Source organism: Streptomyces sp. NPDC052107, assembly GCF_040680215.1.
Lineage (GTDB): Bacteria > Actinomycetota > Actinomycetes > Streptomycetales > Streptomycetaceae > Streptomyces.
Genome location: NZ_JBFAWG010000005.1, coordinates 116,290 through 129,818, shown reverse-complemented (window position 1 = coordinate 129,818; position 13,529 = coordinate 116,290). Strand labels below are relative to the sequence as shown.

Annotated in this window: 12 protein-coding genes; 6 read left to right on the top strand and 6 right to left on the bottom strand. The window is 73.3% G+C overall.

Translation table 11 applies throughout. The features are described from left to right. Positions 1-12: 12 nt before the first annotated feature. From AB0M27_RS07445 to AB0M27_RS07435, 3 genes are all read right to left on the bottom strand, one after another. Positions 13-1,953 (bottom strand): transglutaminaseTgpA domain-containing protein, encoded by a 1,941-nt coding sequence (locus AB0M27_RS07445; RefSeq protein ID WP_365718910.1) that lies wholly within the window; start codon positions 1,951-1,953, stop codon positions 13-15. A gap of 262 nt (positions 1,954-2,215) precedes the next feature. After that, a complete protein-coding gene (locus AB0M27_RS07440; RefSeq protein WP_365719210.1) occupies positions 2,216-3,997 on the bottom strand; it encodes a TIM barrel protein in 1,782 nt (593 codons plus the stop codon). A 14-nt stretch (positions 3,998-4,011) separates the two neighbouring features. Continuing rightward, positions 4,012-4,905 (bottom strand): shikimate dehydrogenase, encoded by an 894-nt coding sequence (locus tag AB0M27_RS07435; RefSeq protein ID WP_365718908.1) that lies wholly within the window; start codon positions 4,903-4,905, stop codon positions 4,012-4,014. A gap of 163 nt (positions 4,906-5,068) precedes the next feature. Here AB0M27_RS07435 and AB0M27_RS07430 point away from each other — a divergent pair, with 163 nt between their 5' ends. Together AB0M27_RS07430 and AB0M27_RS07425 are read left to right on the top strand one after the other, a co-directional pair. Next, complete coding sequence (locus AB0M27_RS07430) at positions 5,069-5,734, top strand: TetR/AcrR family transcriptional regulator (RefSeq protein ID WP_365718906.1); 666 nt, start codon at positions 5,069-5,071, stop codon at positions 5,732-5,734. A 194-nt stretch (positions 5,735-5,928) separates the two neighbouring features. Beyond that, positions 5,929-7,296 carry an MFS transporter gene (locus tag AB0M27_RS07425; RefSeq protein ID WP_365718904.1) on the top strand — a complete coding sequence of 456 codons (1,368 nt, stop codon included), beginning with the start codon at positions 5,929-5,931 and terminating at the stop codon, positions 7,294-7,296. Between the two features lie 112 nt (positions 7,297-7,408). Here AB0M27_RS07425 and AB0M27_RS07420 read toward each other — a convergent pair whose 3' ends face one another. Next, the gene (locus AB0M27_RS07420) at positions 7,409-7,750 is read right to left on the bottom strand and encodes a VOC family protein (protein ID WP_365718902.1); all 342 of its coding nucleotides are present in this window, start codon (positions 7,748-7,750) and stop codon (positions 7,409-7,411) included. A gap of 317 nt (positions 7,751-8,067) precedes the next feature. After that, positions 8,068-8,664, bottom strand: a complete 597-nt coding sequence (locus tag AB0M27_RS07415) for a TetR/AcrR family transcriptional regulator (RefSeq protein WP_365718900.1) — start codon at positions 8,662-8,664, stop codon at positions 8,068-8,070. 104 nt (positions 8,665-8,768) lie between these two features. Between AB0M27_RS07415 and AB0M27_RS07410 the strand changes: the two genes are divergently transcribed. Then, positions 8,769-9,647 carry an NAD(P)-dependent oxidoreductase gene (locus AB0M27_RS07410; protein ID WP_365718898.1) on the top strand — a complete coding sequence of 293 codons (879 nt, stop codon included), beginning with the start codon at positions 8,769-8,771 and terminating at the stop codon, positions 9,645-9,647. Between the two features lie 18 nt (positions 9,648-9,665). Here the strand turns inward: AB0M27_RS07410 and AB0M27_RS07405 are convergent, their stop codons facing one another. Next, positions 9,666-10,115, bottom strand: coding sequence for a PPOX class F420-dependent oxidoreductase (locus AB0M27_RS07405; protein ID WP_365718896.1), 450 nt, complete (start codon positions 10,113-10,115; stop codon positions 9,666-9,668). A 90-nt stretch (positions 10,116-10,205) separates the two neighbouring features. On the opposite strand from AB0M27_RS07405, the gene AB0M27_RS07400 reads away from it, so the two are divergent. The 3 genes from AB0M27_RS07400 to AB0M27_RS07390 all read left to right on the top strand — a co-directional run bounded on the left by AB0M27_RS07400 (position 10,206) and on the right by AB0M27_RS07390 (position 13,505). Further along, a complete protein-coding gene (locus AB0M27_RS07400; protein WP_365718893.1) occupies positions 10,206-10,787 on the top strand; it encodes a TetR/AcrR family transcriptional regulator in 582 nt (193 codons plus the stop codon). Continuing rightward, positions 10,784-12,220: an MFS transporter gene (locus tag AB0M27_RS07395; RefSeq protein WP_365718891.1), complete on the top strand. Its 1,437-nt coding sequence runs from the start codon at positions 10,784-10,786 to the stop codon at positions 12,218-12,220. Before AB0M27_RS07400 ends, AB0M27_RS07395 begins: the two co-directional genes overlap by 4 nt. A gap of 61 nt (positions 12,221-12,281) precedes the next feature. Next, a complete protein-coding gene (locus AB0M27_RS07390) occupies positions 12,282-13,505 on the top strand; it encodes a serine hydrolase domain-containing protein (protein ID WP_365718889.1) in 1,224 nt (407 codons plus the stop codon). Positions 13,506-13,529: the final 24 nt, after the last annotated feature.

The window sequence follows — 13,529 nt, the reverse complement described above, 5'->3', positions numbered from 1 at the left end:
ACGCGGCCCGGTTCACCCCTGGTGAGCCGGGCCGCAGTGGTACAGCAGCCGGGTCCGGTCGCCGGGGTCGTAGGCGGCCGGCGGGACGAGCGCACAGTGGGTGGCGGTCCAGCGCAGCAGCGCGCCGACGGGACGGGCGGCCGCGAGGGCGCCGGGCCGCAGGTCGGCGCGCGGGACGAGGACGAAGTGCAGCCGTCCGGTGTCCACCAGCTTCCGGAAGGCGGCCGGCGCCGGGTAGGGGACGCGGCCGGTGAAACCGCCCATCGGCAGCACGGACGCGTCGGCGGCGATGACGTACGGCGCGGCGCTCTGCCAGCCGGGTACGGCGGCCAGGTAGCGGGCGCCGTCGCGGTGCGCGGTCAAGTAGGCCAGCAGCCGCCGGTGTTGGGGGCCGAGGGTGGTCGACGCGGTGCGGGTGCTGGTGGGGCCGACCCGGCCGAAGGAGCCGGGCTGGTTGTAGCGCAGGGACAGCGCGGACGCCGTCCACACGGCGGGGATCAGCAGGACGGCGGCGAGGGCGGTGGCGAGCGCGGCCCGCGGCCGGATGCGGCGGGCGGCCTCGCCGGAGCGCCGGCGCAGTTCCGCGAGCAGCAGAGCGAGCAGGCCGAGGGCGGCCGCGAAGGGCACCGACCAGGGCTGGAAGCGCGGGTACCACAGCGTCAGGGCCGCGCACCAGACGACGTTGACGGCGATGACGGCGGCGAGCGCGCGGGAGCGGCGGGCCTGTACGACGCCGGCCGCGGCGAGGGCGGCCACGGCCGCCGCGACGACGCCCATGTAGTAGGTGTGGCCGGTGACGCTGCCGAAGCTGAAGACCGCGAAGAAGGTCACGAGCCACACGCCCCACAGCACGTGTCCGGCGAGCAGCCGGTCGGTGCGCGGCACCCGGCGCCGCCGCAGCGCCAGCAGCCCGCCGACGAGACCGAGCGCGGCCAGCGGGTACAGCCAGCCGGTCTGGCTGGCGAGGCCGGGGCTGAACATCTTCCCCACGCCGTCGCCCATGCCCGGTCCCAGGTGTGCGCCCGCGCGCACCGCGCGACTGGCCACGATGCTGCCGGTGCCGGCCGCGTCGACGCCGACGGCGTGGAAGCGGGTCAGGAAGTTGTATCCGACGACCAGGGCGAACGGCGAGTCGTCGGTGGTGCCGTCGAGGTACGGGCGAGCGCCCGCCGGGGTGAGGGCGGCCACCAGCATCCACGACACCGACACCGCCACGGTCACCGCTCCGGCCAGCGCCACATGGCCGATACGGCGGCGCAGCGCGGCGGGCGCGGCGACGAGGTAGGTCGCGGCCAGCGCGGGCAGCACCGCCCACGCCTCCAGCATCTTGCACTGGAAGGCGAGGCCCACCCAGACGCCCGCGAGCAGCAGGGTGCGCGGGCGGGCCCGCTCGGTGGCCCGCCAGGTGGCCTCGGCGGCCAGCAGCAGGAGCAGCACGAACGGGGCGTCCTCGGTCACCGAACGGCCGAGGCCCACCGTCACCGGCGTCAGCGTCAGGAACGCGGCGGCCAGCAGCCCCGCGGGCACCCCGGCCCAGCGGCGCACCAGCAGATGCAGCAGCAGGACACAGCCCACCATCTCCAGGGCCTGCGGCAGCACCAGCGCCCACGGGTGGAAGCCGAACACCAGCGCCGCGAGCGCCTGCGGCCACAGGAAGCCGGGCAGCTTGTCCAGCGTGATGGAGCCGGCCGGGTCGAAGGAGCCGTAGAAGAAACCGGCCGGGCTGTCCGTCATGCTGCGCACCGCGCTCGCGTAGAAGGCGTGATAGGTGCTGTGCTCCAGGCCCCACAGGCACAGCACGGCGGCGAGTACGGCGATGGCGGCGAGCACCGGCCGCTCGTAGCGGTCGGCACGGGTGGCCGGGGGCGGTGCGGGCGGGGTGACCGGGGGCGTGACGGTCGCGGTCGGCGGCAGGTCGGGGCGCATCAGCGGCCGGCCGGCGGGGATGGGCATGGGACTTCCAGGCACCCGGTCCGGGACTCTCGGGTCCGGGACACCGGGTATGTCCTGGACCGTGCGAGTATCGGCCGCCGGAACGGGGGTCGGCGGGTGCCGGAGCCGGGTCTCACCGAGGTCTCACCGCGGGCTCACCGGCTCCTTCACCTCCTCTTTCACCTGCCTTGTCCTGCTGCCTCGTTCGACTTCCTCGTTCGACTGCCCCTTTCACCCGGCTCTTTCATCCGCCGCCTTCACCCACTGCTTTCGCCCGCTGTTCTCAGCGCCGCCCGGCGTGCTGGGCCGCGAGGCGCACCGGGGCGTTCACGGCGCCGTACCCCTGGTAGCCGGGGTCGCGCTGGATGAGTTCGAAGAAGACCCGGCCGACGGTCTCGGTGTAGCAGTGCCGGAAGGTGCCGCCCGCGTCCCGGTCGTAGAGGATGCCGAGGTCCCGGTAGGTCTCCAGCTCGTCGTCGGCGAGGTCGTAGCGGGCGGCGAGGTCGTCGTGGTAGTTGACCGGCACCGGCAGCAGCCGGCCGCCCGCGGCGCGGAAGGCGCGGGCCGCGGCCACCACGTCGTCGGTGGCCAGCGCGATGTGCGCCGCGTGCACGGTGTCGTCGGTGGGTGCCGCGCCGACGCCGAGGGCGATACGGACGCTGCCGTCGGCGTTGGCGACGGCGCGGCTGCGCATCAGGCCGTAGGGGTCGGCGAGGTCGACGCTCTCCTGGGCGGTGAGGCCGAGGACGCTGCGGTGGAAGAGCGTGGCCTCGTCGAAGTGGTGCCAGGGCTGGGTGAGGGCGAGGTGGTCGATGCGGGTCGCGGAGGGCGCCGGGGTGTCCGGCAGGTCGGCGAAGTCGGCCCGCCAGTCGGGGAGTTCGGGGTCGTCGGCGGCGCAGAAGAACAGTTCGGTGCCGTCGGGGGCCGCGACGGCGTCGAGCGGGGCGTCCCCGGGGGCGCGGTGGCGGGGCAGGACGGGGGCGAGCAGGGCCTCCGCGCGGCGGGCGGCAGCGGCGGGGTCCGGGGACTCCAGGCCGATCGCGGCGAGCCGGGTGCCCTCGCGGCGGGCGGTGGCGGCGGTGTTGACCAGGACGCGGGCCTCGCCGTGCTGCCACAGGTCGACGGGCTTGCCGCGGTGCCGGGCGGCGCGGGCGAAGCCGAGCGCGGTCAGCAGCGCGGTGACGGGTTCGGCGTCCGGGGTGAGGAGTTCGGCGAAGGCCACCCCGGTGGGCACGACGGGCGGCGGCAGTTCGGCGGCGCCGACGGCCTCCCGCAGGAGCAGCAGGGAGCGGTGGGCGTCGACGGCGGTGGGGCCGGCGTCGGCCTGACGGAAGACGTCGTTGAAGACCTCCAGGGACAGCGGCCCGCGGTATCCGGCGGCGAGAACGCGCCGCACCAGCCCGGAGACGTCGAAGCCGCCCTGGCCGGGGAAGCAGCGGTAGTGGCGGCTCCACTGCAGGACGTCCATCGCGAGCAGCGGGGCGTCGGCGAGCTGCAGGAAGAAGATCTTCTCGCCGGGGATGTCCTCGATGCCCTTCGGGTCGGAACCGCGGGAGAGGATGTGGAAACTGTCCAGACAGACGCCGAGCGCCGGGTGGCCGGCGGCCTCGACGATCCGCCACGCGTGCTCGTAGGTGTTCACATGCCGTCCCCAGGCGAGCGCCTCGTACGCCACCCGTATCCCGAACTCCTCGGCGAGTCCGGCCAGCCGAGCGAGCTGACCGGCCGCTCGTACGTCGTCGTCCACGGCGTCCGGCGACACACTGGAGCACACGAGGACGGTGTCCGCGCCGAGCCGGTTCATCAGCTCGAACTTGTGCCGGGCGCGCCGCAGATTGCGCCCGAAGACCTCGTCGGGCACGCCCTCGACGTCCCGCATCGGCTGATACAGATCGATGCTCAGCCCGAGGTCGGCACAGCGGGCACGGATCTCCTCGGGAGCGAGCGGGCAGGCGAGGAGGTCGTTCTCGAAGATCTCCACCCCGCCGAACCCGGCACGCGCGGCGGCGGCGAGCTTCTCGGTGAGGGTGCCGCTGAGGGAGACGGTGGCAATGGAGGTGTGCAGGCCCGTGTTCCTGGTCATCCGACAGCACTCCCCGAGCGCTCGACGCCCACCAGTTCCTCGAAGTCGGCCAGCATCCGCCCACTGTCCGGCTCCCGCCCCGTGAACAGCCGGAACGCGTCGGCGGCCTGGAACACGGCCATCCCGCCCCCGGCCAGGACGGCGCAGCCACGCGCGTGAGCGACTCGCAGCAGCCCGGTCCGAAGCGGCCGGTAGACGACCTCCGCGACCCACAGCCCGGGATGCAGCAGCTCCGCAGGCAGGGGCAGCCCGGGATGCGCGGCCATACCGGTCGGGGTGGCATGGACCAGCCCGCCACAGCCGTCGGCCTCTGCGAGCAGCGCCGGAAGCCGATCGACCGTCGCCGCCCCCGCCCGGCCGGGGCCGAAGTGCCGTGCCAGCGACTCGGCGAGTGCTTCGGCACGCTCGGGCAGCGCGTCGACAACGGTGACCCGCCCGGCGCCCAGGGTGAGCACCGCATGGGCGACGGCCGCGCCCGCGCCGCCCGCGCCGAGCTGGACGACCCGCTCCAGCGGAGCGTCCGGCAGGCCGCGCGCGAAGGCGGCGGCGAAACCGGTCACGTCGGTGTTGTGGCCGACGGCCCGGCCGTCGTCGAAGACCACGGTGTTGACCGCGCCGAGCGCCTCGGCCCGCGGGTCGAGCGCGTCGAGGTGGTCGATGACCAGCTGCTTGCAGGGGTGGGTGATGTTCAGCCCGTCGTAGCCGAGATCGCGGGCGGCGCGGACCAGGTCGCCGACCGCCTCGGGCGTCCGGCCGAGGACGTCGATGTCGAGGAGCCGGTAGAGGTAGCGCAGGCCCTGCCGGTCCGCCTCCCGCTGGTGCAGGGCGGGGCTGAGCGAGGGGCCGATCCCGGCCCCGATCAGCCCGACGAGATACGAGTCCTTGACCACGTGGCCCTCCCGAGCGGCGCTAATGTACGAACCAGTACGTTAGCTATATCAGCCGTAACCGCCGTGAGGAAGACCTCGGCGACGGTCCGGGGTCCTGCTTCTACAATCACCGGCACGCACAGCGAGCGTGCCGCCCTGGCGTCCACCGGCCCGAAGGAAAGCGATGACCAGCGTCGAAGAACCGGTACGACCCGGGGGACGGGTGCGCGACGCGGCCCGCACCAAGGCCGAGATCCTCGACGTGGCCACGCAGGAGTTCGCGCGGGCCGGCTACGACGGTGCCCGGGTCGACGAGATAGCGGCCCGCACCCGCACCACCAAGCGGATGATCTACTACTACTTCGGCGGCAAGGAACAGCTGTTCACGACCGTGCTGGAGCGGGCGTACGGGGTGATCCGCGAGGCCGAGCAGCAGCTGGACGTCGAGCACCTGGACCCCGTCGCCGCTATCCGCCGCCTCGCCGAACTGACCTTCGACCACCATGAGCGGCACCCGGACTTCATCCGCCTGGTCAGCATCGAGAACATCCACGGCGCCGAGCACATCGCGGCCTCCGAGAAGCTCGGGAAGATCGGCTCCCCGGCCCTGGAGGTGATCCGCCGGATCCTCACCACGGGACAGGAGTCGGGGCTGTTCACGGCCGACGTCGACGCGGTCGACCTGCACGCGATGATCAGCTCGTTCTGCTTCTTCCGGGTGTCCAACCGGCACACCTTCGGCGCCCTGTTCGGCCGGGACCTGGTGGACCCAGCCCAGCGGGAGCACTACCGCACCATGCTCGGCGACATGGTGATCGCCTACCTGACGGCGGAGCGGGCGGCCGGCTGACGCCGGCAGGCCCGCACTTCCGTACGGACTGCCGCACGGACTCTTGACAGCGGGGAAACGCGGGCGCAACATCCCACCCACCACGACTAACTATCCAGTGGGTTAATTAGCAGCCGAGATCCGGCCCTCGCCCGCTCCCTCCCCTCGTCGCTCACTCCGCCCTTCCGTAGGGTGGAATCCCCGAAGGAGCCGCCGTGTCCGTCCCCACCCCTGCCTCCGCGCCCGCCGCCGACGCCCCTCCCGGCCAGCCCTGGAAGGCGGCGACGGCCGCCTGGATCGGCAGCGCCCTGGAGTACTACGACTTCTTCGTCTACGGCAGCGCCGCCGCACTGATCTTCCCGAAGGTGTTCTTCGACTCCTCCAACCCCGCGACCGCGACTCTCCTGTCGCTCGCCACCTTCGGCGTCGCCTACGCCGCCCGGCCGCTCGGCGCGCTGGTCCTCGGGCACGTCGGCGACCGGCTCGGCCGGAAGAAGATCATGGTCTTCACGCTGATCCTGATGGGTGTTTCGACGTTCCTGATCGGCTGTCTGCCCACCCGCGCCCAGGCCGGCACGCTCGCACCGGTCCTGCTCGTGCTCTGCCGCGTGCTGCAGGGCATATCGGCGGCAGGCGAGCAGGCGAGCGCGAGTTCGATGAGCCTGGAGCACGCGCCACCGGGCCGGCGCGGGTTCTTCACCAGCTTCACGCTCAGCGGCACCCAGGGCGGCCAGCTCATCGCCACACTGGTCTTCATCCCCGTCTCCAGGCTCCCCGAGGACCAACTGCTCTCCTGGGGCTGGCGCTTGCCGTTCTGGCTGAGCGTCGCTGTCGCCGCCGTCGGCTACGTCATCCGGCGCCGGCTGCGTGAGACCCCGGCCTTCGCCCGGCAGGCGGCGACCGAGGGCGTGGTCCGGCTGCCGCTCGCGGTGCTGCTGCGCGAGCACTGGGCGGACGTGCTCCGGGTGATCGCAGGCGCGCTCATCGCCTCGGTCAGCACGATCTTCACGGTGTGGGCGCTGGCGTACGCCACCAGTGACGCGGTCGGGATGTCCCGGACGTTCATGCTCTGGGTGGGCGCCCTGGCGAACCTCGCCGCACTGGCCGCGATCCCGCTGTGGGCCACGCTCTCGGACCGGATCGGGCGCCGGCCGGTGTTCCTGATCGGCGCGGTGGGCAGCGCGGCGGCGATGGCCGGCTATCTGTGGGCGATCTCCACGGGCTCCCGCCCGCTGACCCTGATCCTCGGGATCGTGGCCTTCGGTCTCGTCTACAGCGCCGCGAACGGTGTCTGGCCCGCCTTCTACGGCGAGATGTTCGCCACCCGGGTACGGCTGTCGGGCATGGCCATCGGCACGCAGATCGGCTTCGCCGTCGCCGGGTTCGCGGTCACCTTCGCCGCCGAGATCGCCGGCCCGGGCGGCGACGACTGGTCGGCGGTGGCCCTCTTCACCGCCGCCCTCTGCCTCCCGCCGGTCCTGGCCGCACTCACCGCCCGCGAGACCCACAGGGTCCCGACCGACCTGCTCGGCGAACGGTCGGGCAGTCCGGCGACGCGGGCGGAACGGGTCACGGCGGCCTAGGACCGCCGAGATCCGGGTCCGATACCAGGTCTACCGGGGCCGCGCAGGGTCGAACGGCGCCTGCGCGGTCCGCCCCTCTGTCATACACGGACTACGGACTACGGTATTCCGCCTACGGCCTCGGGTGCCGCGGCTCGTACAGGGCGAGTTCGCCGCCGCCCGGCAGGCGAAGGGCGGTCACCCGGCCCCAGCGGGCCTCCTCGACCGGCCGGGTGAACTCCACTCCCCGCTCGGCGAGTTCACGCAGCGTCGCGTCGAGGTCGTCGCACATCAGCATCAGCTCGTGCGCGGGCTCGCCGTCGGTGGGGTGATTGGCCACCTCGGTGGGCGGCGCCTGGAAGATCAGCCATCCGTGGCCCGCGTCGACGTGCGCCCATCCGAGGGTGTCGCGCAGGAAGGCCCGGTCGGCCTCGGCGTCCCGGCTGTAGAGCACCACATGTGCACCATTGATCACGGGCGGAGGCTAGTGCGGCGGGCGGGTCCGGACAAGCACCGGCCGCCCGCGATCCGCCGCACCCGCCGCACCCGCCGCACCCGCCGCACCCGCCGCACCCGCCGCACCCGCCGCACCCGCCGCCATACCAACCACCCGCAACCCGCCGCACGCCACCCCACCCGCAACCCGCAACCCCACCACCCACCGCACGCCACCCCACCACACCAATCGGGCACAACCGGCCGCACCGCCGCACCACCGGCCGCACCGCCGCACCGACCCCCGCAATCCCCCGCACCGGCCACGCTCCCCCGACCGCGCTCCCCCGGTCGCGCTCACCCACCCACGGCCACCGCCGCGTCGAGCAACGGCCCGAGTTCCCGTGCCGCCGTGGTCAAGGGCCCTGCGTCCTGTTCGGCCCGGGCCATCAGGATCGCGCCCTCCAGGGTGCTGATCATCAGTGTCGCCAGGGATTCGGCGCGCGCCGCGGGGACGCCCATGTCGGTCAGGGCCTCGGCGAGCGGGGTCCGCCACGTCGTGAACGCCGCGGCCACGGCCTCGCGGGTCGAGCCGTCGGCCGAGGCGCAGTCGACGGTGGCGGCGGCGACCGGGCAGCCCGTCGCGAAGCCGTGCGCCGCGTACTCGTCGGTCCACTGCGCGACCATGGCCGCGAACAGTCCGCCCGGCGTCGGCTCGTCCAGCTCCACGAGGAAGCGCGCGATCCGCTTGCCCGCATACCGCCCGGCCCAGCCGACCGCCTCGTTGACCAGCTGTTCCTTCCCGCCCGGGAAATAGTGCTGGAGCGAGCCGCGCGGTGCGCCGGCGTGCTCGGCCACCTCCCGCATGCCGGTCGCGGCGACACCGTCACGCCGGATGAGCTGGGCCGCGCTGAAGACCATCCGCTCCCGCGGTCCGTGCCCTGTCTCGCTCATCGCCGACCTCCCGTCCTCGCCGCCCTCACCCTATGACCGGCGTCATAACGGCCGCTACTATGACAGCGGTCATAGTCGACTCCCCGAGCGGAGGGCGGTTTCCCGTGGACGTCGGTTTCATCGGTCTCGGAGTGATGGGCCGGCCCATGGCACAGCGTCTGGTGTCCGCCGGCACTCCCCTGGTGGTCTGGAACCGGACCCCGGAACGCACCGCACCGCTGCGCGCGGCCGGGGCCACGGTCGCCGCGGACGCCGACGAGGTGTTCGCCCGGGCGGACGTGGTGCTGCTGATGCTCGCCGACGAGGCCGCCGTCGACACCGTCCTCGGCCGGGGCACGCCCGCGCTGGCGGCACGGGTCGCCGGCCGCATCGTCGTCCACATGGGCACCACGTCCCCCGAGTACTCCCACGCCTTGGAGACGGACATCCGGGCCGCCGGCGGCCGGTACGTCGAGGCACCCGTCTCCGGGTCACGGGTACCGGCGGAGGAGGGGCGGCTGGTGGCGATGCTCGCCGGGGAGAAGGGCGCGGTGGACGCCGTACGGCCGCTGCTCGCGCCGTTGTGCCGGGAGACGTTCGTGTGTGGTCCGGCGCCCGGCGCGCTGCTGATGAAGCTGTCCGTGAACCTCTTCCTGATCACCCAGGTGACCGGGCTGACCGAGGCCTTCCACTTCGCCGAGCGTCACGGCCTGGACCGGCGGCTGTTCCTGGACGTCCTCGACGCGGGCCCCATGGCCAGCGGGGTCTCCCGGATGAAGGCGCCGAAGCTGTTCGACCGGGACTTCGCCGTGCAGGCGGCCGCGCTGGACGTCCTGAAGAACAACCGGCTCATCGCCGAGGCGGCCCGCAAGGCACACCTGGCCTCACCGCTCCTCGACGTGTGCCACACCCTGTTCGAGGAGACGGTGGCCCAGGGGTACGGCGGCGAGGACATGGTCGCCGTACTGCGCGCGATCGAGACGCGGACCGCCGAGGCGTCGTAGCCGCGAACCGGAGGCAGGTCAGCGCTTCGGGATACCGTACGCCCGGTCGACGTGCAGCCGGACCACCAGGCGGCGGTCGCGGACCATCGCGGTCCGGTAGTCGTCCCAGTCCGGATGCTCGCCCTGAACGTCCCGGTAGAGGCGGATCAGTTCCTCGACGGTGTCGTCGTGCGGGTCCTGGGCGACCGGGGACAGTTCGGCCGTGCCCTCGGCGACGGTGAACGCCCAGCGGTCGGCGCTGGTGACGTGGTAGGAGGCGCGGGGGTCGCGGCGCAGGTTGCGGGTCTTGGCGCGGTCGTCGGTGACGGAGATCCGGATGACGCGCTCGTCCGGATAGTAGGCGTGGTTGACGTTGGACAGCTGGGGGCGGCCGTCGCGTTTGAGGGTGACCAGGATGCCGGCGTCGCCTTCGGCGAGCAGTTCGAGCAGCGCGTCCTGCGTGGGGACCGAGGTGGAGTCTTCGCTCATGACACGGTCAACTCACCGGAGCGTCCCCCGCATTCCCCGCACCCGCCCGTCCAGTAGACAGCGTCTACGCAAGGCTGGTAGACACTGTCCATGACTGAGTCCGACATCGGGTTGCGGGAGCGTCTGGTCGAGGTCGGCGCGGAGCTGCTGGCCGCCGAGGGGCTGCAGGCCCTGACCCTGCGGGAGATCGCCCGGCGCGCCGGGGTCTCGCACGGGGCGCCGCGCCGCCACTTCCCCAGCCATCTGGAGCTGCTGTCGGCCATCGCGCGCCGGGGCTTCGCCGACCTGGCCGAGCGGGTGCGGGCGACACTCGCACCCGGCTCCTGCGGTCCGGGCACGCGGGTGACCGCGCTGGCGCGGGCGTATCTGGAGTTCGCGCTCGACAACCCCGGCATGTATGAGCTGATGTTCCGTCATGATCTGCTGGAGAGCGGACATCTGGGGTTGCGGGATACGAGCCTTCCCTTGTTCGGCGTGTTCGCCGGGCTCGTCGGCGAGGTCCGGCCCGGGGCCGACGCCCGGCGGGTCGCGGGCGCGCTGTGGGCCAATCTGCACGGGATCGCCCAGCTGTGGCGCTGGCGTAGTCTTCAACTCGCCCTTGAAGAAGATGACTTCGGGCCCTTGCTCGATGCGGTGCTGCTGGCCCACCTGGGCCCGGAGGGCGGCCGGTGAACCGGCGGTGGACGCTGGCGAGCAGTGTGGCGGGTGCGGTGGTCGTCGCGCTGGACGGTACGGTCCTCACCGTCGCACAACCCCGACTGCAAAGGGAGCTGGGGGCGTCGTTCGCCGAGGTGCAGTGGACCAGCACCGCGTATCTCGTCGCCGTGGCCAGTCTGCTGGTGTTCGCGGGACGGCTCGGTGACCGGTACGGACAGCGGCGGGTGTTCGCGCTCGGCATGCTGGGTTTCGGGGCGGCGTCAGCGGCGATCGGTGGCGCGCCCGGCATGTCGTGGGTGATCGGACTACGGGCGGCGCAGGGGGTGTTCGGGGCGCTGCTGCAGCCCGCCACGCTGGGCATGCTGCGGGCCACGTACCCGCCGGACCGGCTCGCGGGGCCACTCGCCGTGCGGACCGCCGCGATCGGGCTGGCGGCGGCAGCGGGGCCGCTGGTGGGCGGGGCGCTGGTGACCGGTCTGGGCTGGCGGGCGGTGTTCTTCGTCAATGTGCTGCCCGCGCTCGTCTTCGGCCTGCCTGCGCTGCTGCGGCCGCGGCGGCCCGCCGCGGGCTCCCGGACTGCGCTGGACGTGCCGGGTGCCGTGCTGCTCGCGGTGACCCTCTCCTGCCTGGTGCACTCGCTGACCGCGCGGCCCGCCTCCGGGGCGGGACTCGCCGTCGCCGCGGTCACCGCCGCCGTCCTCGTGCGGCACGAACGGCGCACGGCGAGCCCACTGCTGCCGCCGGCGGTCGTCGGCTCGCGGGCGGTCGGGGCGGCGCTCGGCGTGCTGGTGGTCGTGTCCGCGGCTTTGTTCGGCACCCTCTTCGTCGCCACCTATGTGCTGCAACACCGCCTGGGCCTCGACCCGTTGGACAGCTCCCTGCGCAGCCTGCCGCTCGCGGTGCTGATGGTGGCGTCCGCCGCACTCTGCCCGGTACTGCTGCGCCGGTACGGGCCGCGCCGTACGACGGCGGGGGCGACGGCGCTCCTTGCGCTCGGTGTCCTCGCGCTGTCCGGGGCCGGCTCCACGCCTGCGCTCGGCTGCGCCTTCGCCCTGCTGGGCGCGGGCTTCGGGACGGTGATGGTGGCGGCCACCCAGGTGGTCGTACGCCAAGCCGAGGTGGCGGTGGCCGGAGTGGCGGGCGGGCTGCAGCAGACGGCGCTGAACGTCGGCCCGGCCATCGGAGTGGCCACGGCCACCGCGCTCATGGGCGCCGGAACCGCGACCGCCCTGCTCACCCTGGCGGCCGTCGGGGTGCTCGGCGTGCCCCTGACCCGTGCGCTGCCGAGGGCCGATGGCGAGGACGACGGCGTACTGCCGGCGACGGACGGCGACCGCGCGCCGGCCGGAACCGGTGGCGATCGCGGGCTGCTGGGGGCCGACGGCGTCGCGTCGATCACAAACACCGCTGATGAACGGGTCCATGGTGGTGTTCCTGGGCGACGATGAGACCGGGTGTGTCCCGGCGGGCAGCCGGGGGCATCGCGTACCAGGCGGCGGGAGGAGAGCAATGGCACGGCTGCGGCAGGAAGTCGACCCGGGCGAGGCGGGGCTGGACGTCAAGGCGCTGGACCGCCTGGACCGGCATGTCGCGCACTTCGTCGACGAGGGGCGGCTGCCCGGCTTTCTGGTGGCCGTGTCGCGCGGCGGCCGGGTCGCGCACCTCACCAGGTACGGCCGGCGCGATGTCGCGGCCGGGCTGCCGGTCGAGGCGGACACGCTGTGGCGGATCTACTCCATGACCAAGCCGGTCACCGCGGTCGCGGTGCTCCTGCTGGTGGAGGAGGGCGGGCTCTCCCTGGACGACCCGCTCGAACGCCATCTGCCGGCGTTCGCCAACCCGCGTGTGTACGACGGCGGTTCGGGCGCCGAGTTGCGCACCCGCCCGGCCGCCGGTCCGATCCTGATCCGGCATCTGCTCACCCACACCGCCGGCCTGACCTTCGGTTTCTACTATCGGCACCCCGTCGACGCCCGCTACCGGGAGTCCGGCCTGGAGTACTCGGTGCCGCCGGGCGCCGATCTGGCGGAGACGGTCGAGGTGTACGCGCGGATGCCGTTGCAGTTCGACCCGGGCACCCAGTGGAACTACTCGGTGGCGTCGAACGTGCTGGGCCGTGTCATCGAGGTGGTGTCCGGGCAGCCGCTGGACGCGTTCTTCACCGAGCGGATCCTGCGCCCGCTCGGCATGACCGACACCGGCTTCCACATCGATCCCGAACAGGCGGTCAGGCTGGCCGAGTTGTACGGCGAGACGGAGGAGGGCGGGATCGAGCCGGTGCCGGGGCTGCCGGTGCACGGCCGGCCGAGGTTCCTGTCCGGCAGCGGCGGCCTGGTCTCCTCGGCGTACGACTTCCACCGGTTCATGGAGATGCTGCGCCGGGGCGGCGAACTGGACGGCGTGCGGCTGCTGTCCGCGGACAGCGTCGGCATGATGACCCGCAACCAGCTGCCCGGCGACGCGACGTTGCGGTCCTTCGGCGCGCCCGTCCACCAGGAGCCCGGCAACGACGGGCTCGGCTTCGGCTTCAACGTGTCGGTGGTGACCGACCCGTCCCGCACCCTGGCCCCCTCCAGCCTCGGCACGTACGGCTGGACCGGCGTGGCCACGACCGCGTTCTGGGTCGATCCGGGGCATGAGTTGGCGGTCCAGTTCATGACGCAGGTACGCCCGAAGACCCTGAAGATCTTCCCGGAGCTGCGGCGGCTGGTGCACGACGCGCTGGTGAACTGACCGCCGGGCGCCCGCCGCCCGTGG